Genomic DNA, 17,329 nt, shown 5'->3' with positions numbered 1-17,329 from the left:
GCTGAACGCACGCGAATGCAGCACAAGCGGGACACAGCTTCGTATTCGGCTTCGCATGCCGGCACCGCGCGCCGCCGCCGGCTGCCGGCATCGCTGCCGCTGTCGATCGCCATGTTCGCCGCCTATCCATTGGCCGCGGCGCACGCGCAAGCGACACCATCGGCGCAGCAATCCACGCCGCCGGCGCAGCAGGCTGCAACCGCGGAGACATCGCCCGATGCGATCAGGCAACGCGAGCAGGAGCTCGAGGCCGCGCGCGAGCAACAGCGCAAGGCGACCGAGCTGCAGGAGAAGCTGAAGGCCGACATTGCCGCGATCGGCCAGGACCGCAGCAAGCTCAATCAGCAGCTGATCGATATTGCCGGCCAGGTGCGCGGCGTCGAGACGCGGATCGCCGACGCCGAGGCGCGCCTGCAGCCGCTCGACGGCCGTGAGCGCGACATCCGCGCCTCGCTCGATTCACGCCGCTCCGAGGTGATCGAGGTGCTGGCCGCGCTGCAGCGCGCCGGACGACGCACGCCGCCGGCGCTGCTGGTGCGGCCCGAGGACGCGCTGCAATCGCTGCGCACGGCGATGCTGCTCGGCGCCGTGGTGCCGGAATTGCGCGTCCGCGCCGAGAAGCTTGCGGGCGATCTCGGCGAACTGGTGGCGCTGCGCAAGACCATCTCGACCGAACGCGATGCGCTGGCGGGCGACCGCGACAAGCTGAGGGAAGACCAGACCCGCCTGGCGGCGCTGGTCGACGAAAGGCAGCGGCAGCAGAGCGCGGCCGAAAAGGACATGGAGGCCGAAGGCGCCCGCGCCATCGCGCTGTCGAAGCAGGCCGACAATCTGCAGAGCCTGATCGCCAAGATGGAGCAGGATCTCAAGAGCGCGGCCAAGGCCGCCGCCACGGCCAGCCTCCAGGGCGCGCCGGCGACGGTTAACGGCAAGCCGAATCTGGGCGCGCTCAAGGACCCGGCCCGCATGAGCCCGGCGGTCGCTTTCGCCTCGGCCAAAGGCCTGTTCTCCTATCCCGTGAATGGCACCAAGATTCGCGAATTTGGCGGTTCCGACGGGGCGGGGGGCGTACAAAAAGGCATTTCTTTGGCAGCCAAGCCGGGCGCGCAGGTCACAACCCCGTGTGACGGCTGGGTTGTTTACGCTGGTCCTTTCCGCAGCTATGGACAACTCTTGATCCTCAATGCCGGGGGCGGGTATCATGTCCTGATCGCCGGGATGGAGCGTATTTCGGTAAACATCGGCCAGTTTGTACTTACGGGGGAGCCGGTTGCGACCATGGGGTCGACGTCCCAAGTTGCATCCATTCTCGCCACCAATGCGAGCCAGCCAGTGCTCTATGTCGAGTTCCGGAAAGACGGCACTCCAATCGATCCAGGTCCATGGTGGGCCGCAAATGAAGGCGAAAAGGTTCGCGGATGATGCGCAAGACTTCGGTAATTCTCCTTAGCGCCGCCACCGGCGCGGCCCTGACGCTTTTCGTCACGCAGCCCCGCGCTGTGCTGATGGGGTCGAGCGCGCGCGCCGCGACGTCGGACACCTATCGCCAGCTCAATCTGTTCGGCGACGTGTTCGAGCGGGTGCGCAGCGACTATGTCGAGAAGCCCGATGACAGCAAGCTGGTCGAATCCGCGATCTCCGGCATGCTGTCCGGCCTCGACCCGCACTCGAGCTACATGGACGCCAAGAGCTTCCGCGACATGCAGGTGCAGACCCGCGGCGAGTTCGGCGGCCTCGGCATCGAAGTCACGATGGAAGACGGCCTGATCAAGGTGGTCTCGCCGATCGACGACACCCCGGCCTCGAAGGCCGGCATCATGGCCAACGACATCATCACGACCCTCGACGACGAGGCCGTGCAGGGCCTGACCTTGAACCAAGCCGTCGAGAAGATGCGCGGTCCGGTCAACACCAAGATCAAGCTCAAGATCATCCGCAAGGGCCAGGACAATCCGATTGACGTCACGCTGGTGCGCGACAACATCCGCGTCCGCTCGGTGCGTGCGCGCGTCGAGGCCGACGACGTCGCCTATATCCGCATCACCACCTTCAACGAGCAGACCACCGAAGGTCTGAAGAAGGAGATCACCAATCTGCAGGGCCAGATCGGCGACAAGCTGAAGGGCTACATCATCGATCTCCGCAACAACCCCGGCGGCCTGCTCGAAGAGGCGGTCACGGTGTCCGACTCCTTCCTGGAGCGTGGCGAGATCGTCTCGACCCGTGGACGCAATGCCGAGGAAACCCAGCGCCGCGCCGCCCATCCGGGCGACCTGACCAAGGGCAAGCCGGTGATCGTGCTGATCAACGGCGGTTCGGCCTCGGCCTCCGAGATCGTCGCCGGCGCGCTGCAGGACCACAAGCGGGCCACGCTGGTCGGCACCCGTTCGTTCGGCAAGGGCTCGGTGCAGACCATCATCCCGCTCGGCTCGGGCAATGGCGCGCTGCGCCTGACCACCGCGCGCTACTACACGCCGTCGGGCAAGTCGATCCAGGCCAAGGGCATCGTGCCCGATATCGAGGTGCTGCAGGACGTGCCGGAAGAGCTGAAGGCGCGCACCGACACCAAGGGCGAAGCTTCGCTGCGCGGCCATCTGAAGAACGACGGCGACGAGAAGACCGGCTCGCAGTCCTACGTTCCGCCGGACGCCAAGGACGACAAGGCGCTGAAAATGGCCGACGACCTGCTGCATGGCATCAAGTCGACCTCGAGCGCGCCGGCGGCGCCGGAGGCTGCGCGCGACAAGGCCGCGGTCGACAAGCCGGGCAACAAGGCCGCGAACTGATTTAATCCGATCGATTCGGCGAACAGGGCGGCCCCGCGGGCCGCCCTTTCTGCTTTCGGTGTCCACCCGCAACCGTGCTTTGACGGGGAGGCCGGCGCGCGGGAATGCACCGCATCGTGCTATCGTTCGCGCTGTTGATTCGGGGAGGGCCATGGCAGAGGCGGCCGACGAACTGAGCACGCCGCTTGGGCAGCAGACCGTGGGCAGGACGCGCCGGTTTCGCCTGCCGTTCACGGCGATGCAGGCGCTCGCCGTGCTGCTCGGGCTCGTGCTGGTCGGCTTTGTCGGCATCGCGTTGTTCAACGACAACCCACTCGGCGGCGAGCCGATTGCCCGTGTCGCGCTCCGCAATCCCCCGCCCGCCGCCGCTGGCGACAAGCACGCTCCGGCCAGCCAGGCGGCAGCCGAACCGGTGGCCAAATCCGCCGCCAAGGCGCCGGCCGCATCCACTGACGCGAGAACCGTCACCATCATCGACGGCTCCAGCGGCAAGCGCCAGGACGTGGTAATCGGCGCCGGCGATCCGGCCGACAAGGCCGATGGCGATACGCCGCCACTCGCGATGACCGGCATTGATCCGCGCCTGCTGGAAAAGTCACGCTATGGCATGATCCCTGTTGTCGCCGACGGCCTGAAGCCGTTTACCGTCTACGCAGCCGAGGCCGACCGCGCCAAGGCCGCCCGGATGCCCGTGGTCGCCATCGTGGTCGCCGGCCTCGGCGTCGGCGCCGCCAAGACCACCGACGCCATCATCAAGCTGCCGCCGTCGGTGACGCTGGCCTTCACGCCCTATGGCTCCGATCCGGGCAAGCTCGCGGAACGCGCGAGGGGCCAGCGCCACGAGATCCTGCTGCAGATCCCGATGGAGCCGTTCGACTATCCCGACAACGATCCGGGTCCGCAAACCCTGCTGACCACGCTGAGCAGCGAGCAGAACCTCGACCGCTTCTATTGGCACCTGAGCCGCCTGCAAGGCTATGCCGGGATCGCCAACTTCATGGGAGGCCGGTTCGTTGCGGCCGATCCCGTGATGCAGCCTATCGTCCGCGAAGCGGCCAAGCGCGGCCTGAGCTATTTCGACGACGGTTCCACCCCGCGTAGCGTCGCGCAGACCCTCTCCGCGGGCCAGTCGCTGCCGTTCGCCAAGGCCGATTTCGCCATCGACGCGGTGCCGACGTCGGCGGAAATCGACCGCGCGCTGGTCAAGCTGGAAACCATCGCCAAGGAACGCGGCACGGCGGTGGGCGTCGCTTCGGCGTTGCCGGTCTCGATCGAGCGGCTCGGCGCCTGGCTCAAGACACTGGATTCCAAGGGCATTATGCTTGTGCCATTGACAACGGCGATGCTGAAATCAAAATCGGGCTAACGATCAATCCGTTGGTGTTGCTCGAGACCTTGCCGGGGGGCCGGGTCGGGCAGCGCCGGAACTGTGTGAGGTAGCGGCAGCATGGCACGTTATGAAGACCTGCCCTATCGAACCTGCGTCGGCATCATGCTGCTGAATACAGCAGGGCTGGTCTTCATCGGACGCCGTGCGGGCGGCATCGAGCATGTCGACGACGCGCATGTCTGGCAGATGCCGCAAGGCGGCGTCGATCCCGGCGAGGATACGTTTCAGGCTGCGCGGCGCGAGCTCTATGAGGAGACCAGCATCAAGTCCGTGGAGAAGCTCGGCGAGGTCTCGGACTGGTTGATCTACGATATCCCGCGCACCGTCGCGGGCCGCGCCTGGAAGGGCCGCTATCGCGGACAGCGGCAAAAGTGGTTCGCATTGCGCTTCACCGGCGATGAGAACGAGATCAACGTTGCCAATCCGGGCGGCGGCCACAAGGCCGAGTTCATCACCTGGCGCTGGGAGCCGATGAAGAATCTGCCGGCGCTGATTGTGCCGTTCAAGCGTCCGGTCTATGAGCGCGTCGTGAAGGAATTTGCTGGTCTCGCCGCCAAGTAACCGGCCAGGTAGACGCGCACGTAGCCACCGAGATGTCATCAGACAAGCCTTATCGCCCCAATGTGGGCATCGCGCTGTTCAACGCCGGCGGACGCGTGCTGATCGGCCACCGGATCAAGGACGATGGTCCGGAGATCGTGCTGCCCGGTCTCGAATGGCAGATGCCGCAGGGCGGCATCGACGCCGGCGAGGATCCGCGTGAGGCCGTGATGCGCGAATTGTGGGAGGAGACCGGGGCGGTTAACGCCGACTATCTCGGCGAGACCGACTGGATGACCTACGAATTCCCCGCCTATGACGGGCCGGCATCGCACCGGCTGGCCAAATTCCGCGGCCAGCGGCAGAAATGGTTTGCGCTGCGCTTCACCGGACGCGACGAGGAGATCGATCCATTGACGCCGCGCAACGGCCAGCCGGCTGAATTCGATCGATGGCGCTGGGAGCGCCTCGATCGCGTTGCCGATCTCGTGGTGCCGTTCCGCCGCGATGTCTATCGCGCGGTCGCGACCTGGTTCGCGGAATTCGCCGGCTGATCCTGCGGCGGAATGCGCCGCGCATCGCCCGGCGTCATGCCGTAGGTCGAACGGAAGACGCGATAGAAGGTCGCGATGCTGTCGAAGCCGCACGAGAACGCGATCTCGTCGATGCTGCGCTCCCGTTTGGCGTAGAGCGAACGCCTCGCCGCCTTCAACCTTGCCGCCGTCAGCGTCCGCGCAAATGAGAGGCCGGTCGGCTCGAACAGTGCATGCAATTGCCGCAGTGAGATGTCGAGCTCGGCGGCGACCGCGGCCGGCGTGAGCGAGGCGCGATGCAGGTCGCGGAACAGAATTTCGCGGGCGGCATGGAGGTAGCCCGCATGCAGCGCGGCACGGATCTCGTCCCGGCGTGGCCGCAGGCGACCGCGCGCGAGCAGCGCCAGGCGCACCATATGCGCAACGTCGTCGGCGAACTGCCCGGCTTGCGCGAGATCTCGTGTCATCGAGCGGAACATGGCGCCGACAAGTCGGGTCAGGCTCGCATCGCGCGCCAGCGCAACCGGCGGCGCGTCCTCGATCCGCACGCCGAGCACGAGTTCGTCGGTGACCGGGATCTTGAGGCTGAAGAAGTCGAAGCCATCGGTCCGTTCGGGCGTCGAGGCAAACGGAAGATTGGAATGGCCGAACACCAGGTCGCCGTTGCGCACAAACTGGACGCGATCGCGGCCGATATTCATGTGGCCGGGGCCGCGCACCTGCCAGGCGAGATGCAGGCTGTTGCTCGGAACGCGCGCGATGTCGGATGCGGTCCGGCTGACGCGATAGGAGGAGGCCGACATCTGCGCCAGCACAGCACCGCCCACCGGCGTTGCGGTGAAGCGTCCGCGGAAATCGGCCCGCTTGTCGCGCTCGAGTTCGATCGTGACCCCGAACAGGCTCTTGCCGCGCACCTCGCACCAGTGCTCGAAACGGTCCTGCGGGCGGAGAGCATCGGTGGAGAAAGTCAGCACGGCAGCTTGTCCATTACGCCGGGAGTGAAGTCGCGATGCGGTCGGGCCAAATCGTCATCGCGCTGCAGCTTGTCATTTGTGCATGATCCCCGCTGTAAGCCGTTTCACAAACTTCCAGATCGTCCGCCCGGGCCGACCGCGAAGATGCGGACTTGTCGGGAGGAGGTGAGCCGCCGCAGCGTCTCTTGCGCATCGTCGGCAACCAATCGGCTCTGACCTGCTATATCGGCCGCGACGATCGCTGCGACCTTGCGCTTCATGAATACCAGCCCCGGAACCCGGATATGCCGGAAGAATGCCGCCGGACGATGCCGCGCGCAATAAGCATTCAACGCCCGCCAGGGTGTGGCGAGCGTCGACTTGTTCAAGTCTTGGTAGGCGATAACTGGAAGAGTGTGAGCTATTCCATCAGGAGGGTCGGCTCACTCGACGCAAAGGCGCGATCGCCGGTCGGCAACCGCGCCCTAGTGCATAGCCGTCGCGTTGAGCTCTTGCTGGATGCTCTTGAAGTGGTCGAGCCGCTCGATCGCGTGGTCGAGCTCGGAGCCCTCCTTCTCGGCGAGCTTCTCCTGCATCTCGTTGATCGTCTCGGCGAACTTCGCGCGATCGATGTCCGCAAGCGCGGTCGCGACGTCGGCGAGCACGGTGAGGCCCTTGTCCGAGACCTCAGCGAGGCCGCCGAGCACGATCACCTTCTCACGCTTGCCGGCGGCCGTGATCGTCAGGATGCCCGGACGCACCGTGGCGACCACAGGTGCATGACCGGCGAGCACACCGAAATCACCCTCCACGCCGGGGACGTCAACCTGATCGACCTCGCCGGAGAAGGCGAGCTTTTCGGGAGAGACGAGATCGAAGTGGAAGGTGGCCATGGTCTTTCCGTTCTTTGCGCTGTCACCCGCGGGCTCGACCCGCGGGTCCATCAGTCAAAATACTTCTCGTGCGATGGATCACCGGATCAAGTCCGGCGATGACGACATCCCGAAGCTTAGGCGGCTTCAGCCGCCAGCTTCTTGCCCTTCTCGACGGCTTCTTCGATGGTGCCGACCATGTAGAACGCCGCTTCCGGCAGATGGTCGTACTTGCCCTGGCAGAGATCGCGGAAGCCCTTGATGGTGTCGGCGAGGTCGACGAACTTGCCCGGCGAGCCGGTGAAGATTTCGGCGACGTGGAACGGCTGCGACAGGAAGCGCTCGACCTTGCGGGCGCGGGCGACCGTCAGCTTGTCCTCTTCCGACAATTCGTCCATGCCGAGAATGGCGATGATGTCCTGCAGCGACTTGTAGCGCTGGAGGATCTGCTGGACGAGACGCGCGGTGTTGTAGTGCTCCTCGCCGACGACCAGCGGCGACAGCATGCGCGAGGTCGAGTCGAGCGGGTCCACCGCCGGATAGATGCCCTTTTCCGAGATCGCGCGCGACAGCACCGTGGTGGCGTCCAAGTGCGCGAACGAGGTGGCGGGCGCCGGGTCGGTCAAGTCGTCGGCCGGCACGTAGATCGCCTGCACCGAGGTGATCGAGCCCTTCTGGGTAGTGGTAATGCGCTCCTGCAGCGCGCCCATGTCGGTCGCGAGCGTCGGCTGATAACCGACCGCCGAAGGAATACGGCCGAGCAGCGCCGACACTTCCGAACCCGCCTGGGTGAAGCGGAAGATGTTGTCGACGAAGAACAGCACGTCCTGGCCCTGATCGCGGAAGTGCTCAGCAACGGTGAGACCGGTCAGACCGACGCGGGCGCGGGCGCCCGGCGGCTCGTTCATCTGCCCGAACACCAGCGCGCACTTCGACTTCACGCTCGGATCCGGGTTGTGCGGATCGGCGTTGACCTTCGATTCGATGAACTCGTGATAGAGGTCGTTGCCTTCACGGGTGCGCTCGCCGACGCCGGCGAACACCGAATAACCGCCGTGCGCCTTCGCGACGTTGTTGATCAGCTCCTGAATCAGCACGGTCTTGCCGACGCCGGCGCCGCCGAACAGGCCGATCTTGCCGCCCTTCGCGTACGGAGCAAGCAGATCGACGACCTTGATGCCGGTGACGAGAATTTCCGCTTCGGTGGACTGGTCGGTGTAGGTCGGCGCTTCCTGGTGGATGGCGCGCAGGCCTTCGGACTTGATCGGGCCGGCTTCGTCGATCGGCTCGCCGACGACGTTGATGATGCGGCCGAGCGTACCTTCGCCGACCGGCACCCGGATCGGCGCACCGGTGTCGGTCACTTCCTGACCGCGGACCAGACCTTCGGTGGTGTCCATCGCGATGGTGCGGACGGTCGATTCACCGAGATGCTGGGCGACTTCGAGCACCAGGCGGTTGCCGCCGTTCTTGGTCTCGAGCGAGTTGAGAATCGCCGGAAGATGGCCTTCGAACTGCACGTCGACCACGGCGCCCGTGACTTGGGTAACGCGACCGAGCTGATTGGCTGCTGTAGCCATGGACTGTTCTCCTTCGAAATCTGCCTTAGACCGCCTCAGCGCCGGAGATGATTTCAATCAGCTCCTTCGTGATCTGGGCCTGACGGGTCCGGTTGTAAATCAGGGTTTGCTTGCGGATCATTTCGCCTGCGTTGCGCGTCGCGCTGTCCATCGCGCTCATCTGCGCGCCGTAGAACGAGGCGTTGTTCTCCAGCAGCGCGCGGAAGATCTGCACCGCGAGGTTGCGCGGCAACAGGCTGCCGAGGATCTGGTCCTCTTCAGGCTCGTATTCGTAGGACGTGGAGGGCGCCGCATTGGCCGCGGGCTCAGCCACCTCCAGCGGGATGATCTGCTGCGCGGTCGGAATCTGCGCGATCACCGACTGGAAGCGCGAATAGAACAGCGTGCAGACATCGAACTCGCCGGCCTCGAATCGCGCCAGCACCTTCTGGGCGATGTCCTCGGCATTGACGAAGCCGATCTGGCGCACCGAACGCAGGTCGAGATGCTCGACGATGCGCTTCTCGAAGGTCCGCCGCAACTGCTCGTAGCCCTTGCGGCCGACGCAGAAGAATTTGACTTCCTTGCCCTGCGCGAGTAGCGCGTTCGCCCGCTCGCGCGCCAGGCGCACGATGGCGGAGTTGAACGCGCCGGACAGGCCGCGCTCGCCGGTGCAGACCAGCAGCAGGTGCACCTGATCGTTGCCGGTGCCGGCAAGCAGCGCCGGCGCGCCGGGCGTGCCGTTGGCTGCCGCGGCGATGTTGGAAATCACCGCATCCATCTTGGTGGCATAGGGCCGCGCCGCTTCGGCGGCGTTCTGCGCGCGGCGCAGCTTCGAGGCTGCGACCATCTGCATGGCCTTGGTGATCTTCTGCGTCGCCTTGGTCGAGGCGATGCGGACCCGCATGTCTTTTAGTGACGCCATTCTTCGTTCACCCCGGCGATCCGACCATAATGGTCAGATCGCAAGCCTCCGTTCGTCACGCCCGGCGGCGAGCCGGGCGACGCCCCATTCGTTATGCAAACGTCTTGGCGAAACCTTCGACCACCGTCTTCAGCTTGGCGGCGGTGTCGTCGGAGAGATCGCGGCTGTCGCGGATCGCGTTGAGGATGTCGGCGTTCTTGCCGCGCAGCAGCGACAGCAGACCTTCCTCGAACGCCTTCACCTTGTTGAGCGGCAGCGGATCAAGGTAGCCGTTGGTCCCGGCCCAGATCACGCAGACCTGCTCCTCCATCTTCAGCGGCGCGAACTGCGGCTGCTTCAGGAGCTCGGTCAGGCGCGAGCCGCGGTTGAGCAGGCGCTGCGTCGAGGCATCGAGGTCGGAGCCGAACTGCGCGAACGCCGCCATTTCGCGGTACTGCGCGAGCTCGCCCTTGATCTTGCCGGCGACCTTCTTGGTCGCCTTGGTCTGCGCCGACGAACCGACGCGCGACACCGACAGACCGACGTTCACCGCGGGACGAATGCCCTGGAAGAACAGGTCGGTTTCCAGGAAGATCTGGCCGTCGGTGATCGAAATCACGTTGGTCGGGATGTAGGCCGACACGTCGTTGGCCTGGGTTTCGATCACCGGCAGCGCGGTCAGCGAGCCCGAACCGTGATCCTTGTTGAGCTTCGCCGCACGCTCGAGCAGGCGGGAATGCAGATAGAACACGTCGCCCGGATAGGCCTCGCGGCCCGGCGGACGGCGCAGCAGCAGCGACATCTGGCGGTAGGCGACGGCCTGCTTCGACAAGTCGTCATAGATGATCACGGCGTGCATGCCGTTGTCGCGGAAGTATTCGCCCATCGTGCAGCCGGTGAACGGCGCGATGTACTGCATCGGAGCCGGATCGGACGCGGTCGCGGCAACGACGATCGAGTATTCCAGCGCGCCCTGCTCCTCGAGTACCTTCACGAACTGCGCAACCGTCGAACGCTTCTGGCCGACCGCGACGTAGACGCAGTACAGCTTGAGGTTCTCGTCCGGCTGGGCGTTGAGCGGCTTCTGGTTCAGGATGGTGTCGAGCGCGATCGCGGTCTTGCCAGTCTGGCGGTCGCCGATGATCAGCTCGCGCTGGCCGCGGCCGATCGGGATCAGCGCATCGATCGCCTTGAGGCCGGTGGCCATCGGCTCGTTCACCGACTTGCGCGGAATGATGCCGGGCGCCTTGACGTCGACGCGCTTGCGTTCGGTGGCCTGGATCGGGCCCTTGCCGTCGATCGGGTTGCCGAGCGCGTCGACGACGCGGCCGAGCAGCCCCTTACCGACCGGCGCGTCCACGATCGCGCGGGTGCGCTTGACGGTCTGGCCTTCCTTGATCTCGCGGTCGGCGCCGAAAATCACGATACCGACGTTGTCGGTTTCGAGGTTGAGCGCCATGCCGCGCGTGCCGTTCTCGAACTCGACCATTTCACCGGCCTGAACGTTGTCGAGACCGTAGACACGGGCGATACCGTCACCGACCGACAGCACCTGGCCAACTTCGGTGACCTCGGCTTCCTGGCCGAAGTTCTTGATCTGGTCCTTGAGGATCGCAGAAATTTCTGCGGCGCGGATGTCCATCAGCCTGCCTCTTTCATCGCGTTCTTGATCGAATTGAGTTTGGTGCGAAGCGAACTATCCACCATGCGGCTGCCGAGCTTGACCACCAAGCCACCAATAATGGAGGGATCGACCTTCACGTTGAGCGCGACGTCCTTGCCCGTCACTGATTTCAGTGCGGCCTTCAGCGCGTCGAGATTCTTGTCACTGAGCTGCTCGGCGACGGTGACTTCCGCAGTCGCCTCGCCCTTGAACTTCGCCACCAGCGCGCGATAGGCGCGGATCACATCGGCAACGGCGAACAGCCGGCGATTGGCGGTGAGCACCTTGAGGAATTTGGCCGACGTGCCGGCGATGCCGGCCTTGTCGAGCACCGCGGTCAGCGCCTTCAGCTGGGCGTCCGCGGCGAACACCGGACTGCGGACGAGGCGCTTGAGATCGACGCTCTCGTTGAGCATGGCCTCGAACTTGTCGAGGTCGGCCCGGACTTGATCGACGGATTGCTCGTCGCGCGCCAACTCGAACAGGGCCGTTGCGTAACGACCGGACACTCCCGAAACGGACGGATCTTCAGCAGCCACGAGCTCGCTCTTTTTTGCTGTCAAATTCGCAAGGGAAAAACCGTCGCCACCAAAGCAGCGCCTAGCGATCCAAGCCCTTGGAATTCAAGCGGGACTTCGATTTTCGACCGGCACAGGACGTGCCGGGACCGTTAAAATCGCGGCTTTGCTAACATAGCAATCGCGCAGGTGCAACATGACGGCATCGTGAGTGCCGCCTTGTCGCACGCGCTTTTTGCCGACCGCGGCCGGCGACCGAATCGGAAAAATTTGGTGCGCGGAAATTCGACGCGCCGGACCCGATTCGTGCCGCCGCGATTTTGTTCCATCGAAATTTGCATAGGCCTATGGCCGATCGCGCAGGGAACTCCGGACGGGCTGCGGTTTCATTTGGCGATTACTTACCGAAAACTTAGCGTCGCCCCGATAATCAGTATTGGCAAGTATATTTGTCGTTAAAAATTGGTTAAATAGCAAGATTACGGAACCTCGATCGACTACCCCAAGGCGGTAACAAGATATTTCAGCACGAGATAATCGGGATTTACTGCCCAATTCGTGCCTCATTGGGAAACCAAACGGCCTTGGTCAACGAAGGGACGGGGGTTCCACTTGCCGCGTTAGCGGCAATACTGTCTGAGGGTCTTATCAATGCTGAATATCAAGAAGGCGGCGGGCAACGTAACCCGCTCGCGTACGGCGCTTGCTTTTGTAGCCGCAACTATTCTGGTCGGTGGCAGCGTGACCGAGGCGTCCGCGAAGTCCCGGCACCACCATCATCGCCACCACCATCATCACCACGCCCGCGCCGAGGGCTCGTCCTGGCGCGACGCCAATGCATCGATCCAGCCGTCCGGCGGACACTCTTTCTCGGGGATGGCCTCCTTCTACGGCAATGAGTCGGGCAGCCGCACCGCTTCCGGCCAGCGCTTCAACCAGAACGCCATGACCGCCGCCCACCGCTCGCTGCCGTTCGGCACCAAGCTCCGCGTCACCCATGGCGGCCGCAGCGTCGTCGTCACCATCAACGATCGTGGTCCGTTCATCCGCGGCCGCGTGCTCGACCTCTCCACCGGCGCAGCCCGCGCCATCGGCCTGACCGGTGCCGGCGTCGGCCGCGTCACCGCCGAGGTCGTCTCGTAAGCGCGTTCAGTAAGCGTTGCGTTGCGTAAGGCCGCGAGGCCGGCTTCGCACCAAAACGGCCTGCCGTCGCAAATGACGGCAGGCTTTTTCTTTTGCGGCTCAGTAGAGCGCGATGACTCCTCTTCTATCCGTCATCCCGCTCTACTTCTTTGTCTTGAGCATGATCTTGTCGGAAACCGCGATACACTTTTCCGGATCATGCTCTACAGGAAGCTCTGCGGATCGACGTCGACCTCGAACTTCAAATTGCCCTTGGTCTTGGGACCCGCCGCCAGCCATTCGCGCAGATATTGCGACAGGTCGACATTGCGCAGCGACTTCACCAGCAGGCGGAAGCGGTAGCGGCCCTTGATGACGGCGAGCGGCGCCTCGGCGGGGCCGAGCACCTGGATCCGCTCGTCGAGCGGCGCCACCGCGGCGAGCTTGCGGGCGAAGCCTTCCGCGGTCGGACGGTCGCCGGCGGAGACGATCAGGCTCGCCAGCCGGCCGAACGGCGGATAGCCGGTGCGCTCGCGAATCTCGATCTCGCTGGCATAGAACGCCTCGCGGTCATTGGCGATCAGGGCCTTGATCACCGGATGCTCGGGCTGGTGGGTCTGCAGAAAGCCGACGCCGCGGCCCTGCTCGCGGCCGGCGCGGCCGACCACCTGGTTCAGCAACTGGAACGTGCGCTCGGCGGCGCGCGGGTCGCCATTGCTCAGACCGAGATCGGCGTCGATGACGCCGACCAGATTGAGCCGCGGGAAGTTGTGGCCCTTCGCCACCAGCTGGGTGCCGATGATGATGTCGACGCGGCCCTCGGCGATCTCGTTGAGCTCGCTGCGCATGGTCTCGATCGAAGTGATGAGATCGCTCGACAGCACCATCGTCCGTGCCTCGGGGAAGATGTGAGCTGCCTCCTCCTGCAGACGCTCGACGCCGGGCCCGACCGCAACCAGCGATTCCCCGGCCGCGCAATGCGGGCAGATATTCGGCCGCGGCATCGAGAAGCCGCAGTGATGACAGACCAGCCGCTGCCGGAACCGGTGATCGACCAGCCATGCATCGCAGATCGTGCAGGCGAAGCGGTGGCCGCAGGCCCGGCACAGCGTCAGCGGCGCATAGCCGCGGCGGTTGAGGAACAGCAGCGCCTGCTCGCGGCGCTCGATCGCATGGCGAATTTGCTCGGCCAGAACCGGCGAAATGAAGCGGCCGCGCGGCGGCGGCGCGCGTCGCATGTCGATCGCCTCGATATGCGGCATGTGCTGGCCGCCGAACCGCGACGGCAGCGCGACGCGCTGGTAGCGCCCCTTGCGCGCATTGACCTCGCTCTCGACCGACGGCGTGGCCGAGGCCAGCACGATCGGGATCTTTGCAATATGGGCGCGGACCACCGCCATGTCGCGCGCGTGATAATGCGCGCCGTCGTCCTGCTTGTAGGCCTGGTCGTGCTCCTCATCGACGACGATCAGGCCGAGATCGGCATAGGGCAGGAACAGCGCGGAGCGGGCACCGACCACGACCGGCGCCTTGCCCTCGGAGATCGCCGCCCAGTTTCGCGCCCGCGTGCGCGGCGTCAGCTCCGAATGCCATTCCAGCGGCCGCACGCCGAAGCGCTGCGCGAAACGGTCGAGGAACTGGCCGGTCAGCGCGATCTCCGGCATCAGGATCAACGTCTGCTTGTCGCGGCGGATATTCTCGGCGATCGCCTCGAAATAGACTTCGGTCTTGCCGGAACCGGTGACGCCGTCGAGCAGCGCGACGTGAAAGCTGCCGCTCGCAGCCAGCGTCCGCATCACGTCGACGGCGCTGCGCTGCTCGCGCGAAAAATCCGGCTGCGCGTAGGAGGGATCCGGAACGGGCGGCGGTGCCGGCGGCGGCATCGCCTCGACCGTCAGGGTGCCTTCGTCGACCAGGCCGTCGATCACGCCGGAACTGACGCCGGCCTCCCGCGCCGCCTCCGACTTGCCGTGCAGCAACCGGTCCGACAGCACCTCGATCACCCGCCGGCGTGCCGGCGTCAGGCGCCGCGGCGGCTCGCCGACCAGCCGCACGCCGAGCCGCGTCCGCTCCGGCCCGAGATTGTCGCCCATCCGCAGCGTCATCCGCAGCACCATGCCGCGCGCCGACAAAGTGTAATTGGAGACCCAGTCGACCAGCTGGCGCAGCTCCGGCCTCAGCGGCGGAACATCGAACTTCTCGCTGACGTCCTTGAGCCGGTTGTGCAGCCGCGGATCCGGATTGGCATTTTCCGCCCACACCACCGCAACCACCTCGCGCGGCCCGAGCGGAACGCCGATCACGTCGCCCGGCGCAAGCTCCATACCGCGCGGCATGCGGTAGGAATAGGTCTGGTTCAGCGCGACAGGCACCAGCACGTCGACGACACGTGTCGTCGATGCGGAGGCTGGGCCGGGGCGCGTGGTATGGTCCATTGAATCAGAAACCTTGAACCCGAGCGGGCTAGAGATTTGGTTTCTGATCGAATCAGAACCAAATCTCCAGCTTCTTGTTTTGATGCGTTTTCTTCACGCGAACCGGCGTCCACCCCGCTCGAAAACGCTCTCCCACCGCTTCGCGCTCTTAGCGAACGGTAAACGAAGGCAGTGCGATATAATCAGGAGATGGGCAGCGCCAATAGCCCCTAAGACACGGATATGGCCCGGACCGATCAGCCCATCCAACCGCTCGAGCTCGACTGCGCCGACGCATCGGTCACGCAGGAGATGACGCGCTGGCTGTCGCATCTGCGTGCGGAGCGGCGGCTGTCGCCGAAGACGCTCGAGGCCTACGCCCGCGATGTGCGCCAATGCCTCGCCTTCCTGGCCGAACACTGGGGCGCGCGCGTCACGCTTGCGGCATTTTCCGGGCTCGAAGCGAGCGATGTCCGCGCCTTCATGGCGATGCGCCGCACCGAGGAGATCGGCGGCCGGTCGCTGATGCGGGCGCTGGCTGGCCTGCGCTCGTTCGGGCGCTTCCTGGAACGCGAAGGCAAGGGCAAGGTCGGCGCACTCTCGGCGATCCGCGCGCCGAAGGTAGCGAAGAGCCTGCCGAAGCCGATTCACGTGGAAGCGGCGAAACGCTTTGCCGATGCCGACGAGCGCGCGGACGAGACCCGCGAGACCTGGATCCTGGTGCGTGACGCCGCCGTCATGGCACTGCTCTATGGTTCGGGCCTGCGCATCTCCGAAGCACTGGGGCTGCAGCGCCGCGACGTGCCGAAGCCAGGCGAAGGCGACGTGCTTGTGGTGACCGGCAAGGGCAACAAGACCCGCATGGTGCCGGTGCTGCAGAACGTGCTGCAATTGATCGCGGACTATGCCGCGATCTGCCCGCATCAGCTCAGCCCCGCGGGGCCGATGTTCGTCGGCGCGCGCGGCGGCCCCTTGAGCCCGCGCATCATCCAGCTCACCATGGAGCGGCTGCGCGGCGCGCTCGGCCTGCCCGACAGCGCAACGCCGCATGCACTGCGGCACTCCTTCGCCACGCATCTGCTCAGCCGCGGCGGCGATTTGCGCGCGATCCAGGAATTGCTCGGCCACGCATCGCTGTCGACCACGCAAATCTACACAGGCATCGACAGCGAGCGTCTGCTCGAAGTCTATCGCTCCGCGCATCCGCGCGGCTGAACGCCCAGGCCTGGATTCAAAATAAAGCGCGAGCTTTGGCCCGCCGTCATGCGCCGTTCATCTTGAGACGGCTACTGCAAACCGTTCGGCCCTTGCCTTGTGCGCTGCATTCGGCAATCGTGGCGCGGTCTCATCCGGAGGGGAATCATGAGCGCACATGAAAGTATGGAGCACGCGGAGCATGCCGAGCATGCTTCGGGCGAGAACAAGAAGATCGCGCTCCTGATCGCCGTGATCGCCCTGTGCCTGGCGCTGTCGGAAACGCTCGGCAAGGGCGCCCAGACCGAATCGATCAGCAAGAATGTCGAGGCCTCCAACCTGTGGGCCTTCTTCCAGGCCAAGAGCATCCGCCGGACCGCGGTGCAGACCGCGGCCGAACAGGGCAAGCTGAACCTCGCGACCACCACCGACGAGGCGGCCAGGGCCGCGCTGCAGAAGCAGATCGAGGATTGGCAGAAGACCGCGGCGCGCTATCGCTCGGAGCCGGAAACCGGCGAGGGTTCAGAGCAGCTCTCCGAGCGCGCCAAGCACGCCGAGCATGAGCGCGACGAGGCCACCGCGAAATATCATCATTTCGAGCTTGCCTCCGCCGCCTTCCAGATCGCCATCGTGCTGGCATCGGCGACCATCATCACGGGTATCCTCGCGCTCGCCTGGGTGTCCGGCCTGGTGACGCTCGCCGGCATCGTGATGACGGCGCTCGGCCTGTTCCAGCCGCACTTGCTGCATCTGCATTGAGCGCAGCCCGCCGCTTTCGAACCGTCCATCCTGAGAGCCTGACTGAAAAAGGAGTGAGTGATCTCGGTAGGCTGTGATTCCTTCGGATTTGCGAAGATTCGAGGGAGGGCACGATGCCGTGG

General features: G+C 65.1%; 16 protein-coding genes. 8 read left to right on the top strand and 8 right to left on the bottom strand.

Annotated elements, in window-relative coordinates:
• Positions 1 to 15 precede the first annotated feature (15 nt).
• From E2I15_RS31830 to E2I15_RS31810, 5 genes are all read left to right on the top strand, one after another.
• Positions 16 to 1,422 (top strand): murein hydrolase activator EnvC family protein, encoded by a 1,407-nt coding sequence (locus E2I15_RS31830; RefSeq protein WP_137484023.1) that lies wholly within the window; start codon positions 16 to 18, stop codon positions 1,420 to 1,422.
• Positions 1,419 to 2,786 carry a S41 family peptidase gene (locus E2I15_RS31825; protein WP_137484022.1) on the top strand — a complete coding sequence of 456 codons (1,368 nt, stop codon included), beginning with the start codon at positions 1,419 to 1,421 and terminating at the stop codon, positions 2,784 to 2,786. The genes E2I15_RS31830 and E2I15_RS31825 overlap by 4 nt, the downstream gene beginning before the upstream one ends.
• A gap of 151 nt (positions 2,787 to 2,937) precedes the next feature.
• Complete coding sequence (locus E2I15_RS31820) at positions 2,938 to 4,152, top strand: divergent polysaccharide deacetylase family protein (RefSeq protein ID WP_137484021.1); 1,215 nt, start codon at positions 2,938 to 2,940, stop codon at positions 4,150 to 4,152.
• A gap of 81 nt (positions 4,153 to 4,233) precedes the next feature.
• The gene (locus E2I15_RS31815; RefSeq protein ID WP_069277291.1) at positions 4,234 to 4,737 is read left to right on the top strand and encodes an RNA pyrophosphohydrolase; all 504 of its coding nucleotides are present in this window, start codon (positions 4,234 to 4,236) and stop codon (positions 4,735 to 4,737) included.
• A 32-nt stretch (positions 4,738 to 4,769) separates the two neighbouring features.
• The gene (locus E2I15_RS31810; RefSeq protein ID WP_137484020.1) at positions 4,770 to 5,270 is read left to right on the top strand and encodes an RNA pyrophosphohydrolase; all 501 of its coding nucleotides are present in this window, start codon (positions 4,770 to 4,772) and stop codon (positions 5,268 to 5,270) included.
• On the opposite strand, the gene E2I15_RS31805 is transcribed toward E2I15_RS31810, so the two are convergent.
• The 7 genes from E2I15_RS31805 to E2I15_RS31775 all read right to left on the bottom strand — a co-directional run bounded on the left by E2I15_RS31805 (position 5,228) and on the right by E2I15_RS31775 (position 11,739).
• Positions 5,228 to 6,223, bottom strand: a complete 996-nt coding sequence (locus tag E2I15_RS31805) for a helix-turn-helix transcriptional regulator (RefSeq protein WP_137484019.1) — start codon at positions 6,221 to 6,223, stop codon at positions 5,228 to 5,230. The genes E2I15_RS31810 and E2I15_RS31805 overlap by 43 nt on opposite strands.
• A 104-nt stretch (positions 6,224 to 6,327) precedes the next feature.
• Positions 6,328 to 6,591, bottom strand: coding sequence for a hypothetical protein (locus E2I15_RS31800; RefSeq protein WP_246668474.1), 264 nt, complete (start codon positions 6,589 to 6,591; stop codon positions 6,328 to 6,330).
• Positions 6,592 to 6,687: 96 nt separating this feature from the next.
• A complete protein-coding gene (locus E2I15_RS31795; RefSeq protein WP_137484018.1) occupies positions 6,688 to 7,095 on the bottom strand; it encodes a F0F1 ATP synthase subunit epsilon in 408 nt (135 codons plus the stop codon).
• 116 nt (positions 7,096 to 7,211) lie between these two features.
• Positions 7,212 to 8,654, bottom strand: a complete 1,443-nt coding sequence (atpD, locus tag E2I15_RS31790) for a F0F1 ATP synthase subunit beta (protein WP_066501036.1) — start codon at positions 8,652 to 8,654, stop codon at positions 7,212 to 7,214.
• A gap of 25 nt (positions 8,655 to 8,679) precedes the next feature.
• Positions 8,680 to 9,558, bottom strand: coding sequence for a F0F1 ATP synthase subunit gamma (locus E2I15_RS31785; protein WP_137484017.1), 879 nt, complete (start codon positions 9,556 to 9,558; stop codon positions 8,680 to 8,682).
• A 91-nt stretch (positions 9,559 to 9,649) separates the two neighbouring features.
• Positions 9,650 to 11,179: a F0F1 ATP synthase subunit alpha gene (atpA, locus tag E2I15_RS31780; protein WP_137484016.1), complete on the bottom strand. Its 1,530-nt coding sequence runs from the start codon at positions 11,177 to 11,179 to the stop codon at positions 9,650 to 9,652.
• Positions 11,179 to 11,739, bottom strand: a complete 561-nt coding sequence (locus E2I15_RS31775) for a F0F1 ATP synthase subunit delta (RefSeq protein WP_137484015.1) — start codon at positions 11,737 to 11,739, stop codon at positions 11,179 to 11,181. The genes atpA and E2I15_RS31775 overlap by 1 nt, the downstream gene beginning before the upstream one ends.
• Before the next feature lie 630 nt (positions 11,740 to 12,369).
• On the opposite strand from E2I15_RS31775, the gene E2I15_RS31770 reads away from it, so the two are divergent.
• On the top strand, positions 12,370 to 12,861 hold the full coding sequence (locus E2I15_RS31770) for a septal ring lytic transglycosylase RlpA family protein (RefSeq protein ID WP_016843825.1): 492 nt from the start codon (positions 12,370 to 12,372) through the stop codon (positions 12,859 to 12,861).
• A 203-nt stretch (positions 12,862 to 13,064) separates the two neighbouring features.
• Here E2I15_RS31770 and E2I15_RS31765 read toward each other — a convergent pair whose 3' ends face one another.
• The gene (locus E2I15_RS31765; RefSeq protein WP_137484014.1) at positions 13,065 to 15,275 is read right to left on the bottom strand and encodes a primosomal protein N'; all 2,211 of its coding nucleotides are present in this window, start codon (positions 15,273 to 15,275) and stop codon (positions 13,065 to 13,067) included.
• Between the two features lie 222 nt (positions 15,276 to 15,497).
• Here E2I15_RS31765 and E2I15_RS31760 point away from each other — a divergent pair, with 222 nt between their 5' ends.
• Positions 15,498 to 16,469, top strand: coding sequence for a tyrosine recombinase XerC (locus tag E2I15_RS31760; RefSeq protein ID WP_137484013.1), 972 nt, complete (start codon positions 15,498 to 15,500; stop codon positions 16,467 to 16,469).
• Positions 16,470 to 16,616: 147 nt separating this feature from the next.
• Positions 16,617 to 17,207 (top strand): DUF4337 domain-containing protein, encoded by a 591-nt coding sequence (locus tag E2I15_RS31755; protein WP_137484012.1) that lies wholly within the window; start codon positions 16,617 to 16,619, stop codon positions 17,205 to 17,207.
• The last annotated feature ends 122 nt before the right edge of the window (positions 17,208 to 17,329 follow it).

Origin of the sequence: Bradyrhizobium sp. BR2003, assembly GCF_009720285.1 — a bacterium.
GTDB lineage: Bacteria > Pseudomonadota > Alphaproteobacteria > Rhizobiales > Xanthobacteraceae > Bradyrhizobium > Bradyrhizobium elkanii.
This window is presented reverse-complemented; position numbering and strand designations above follow the sequence as displayed.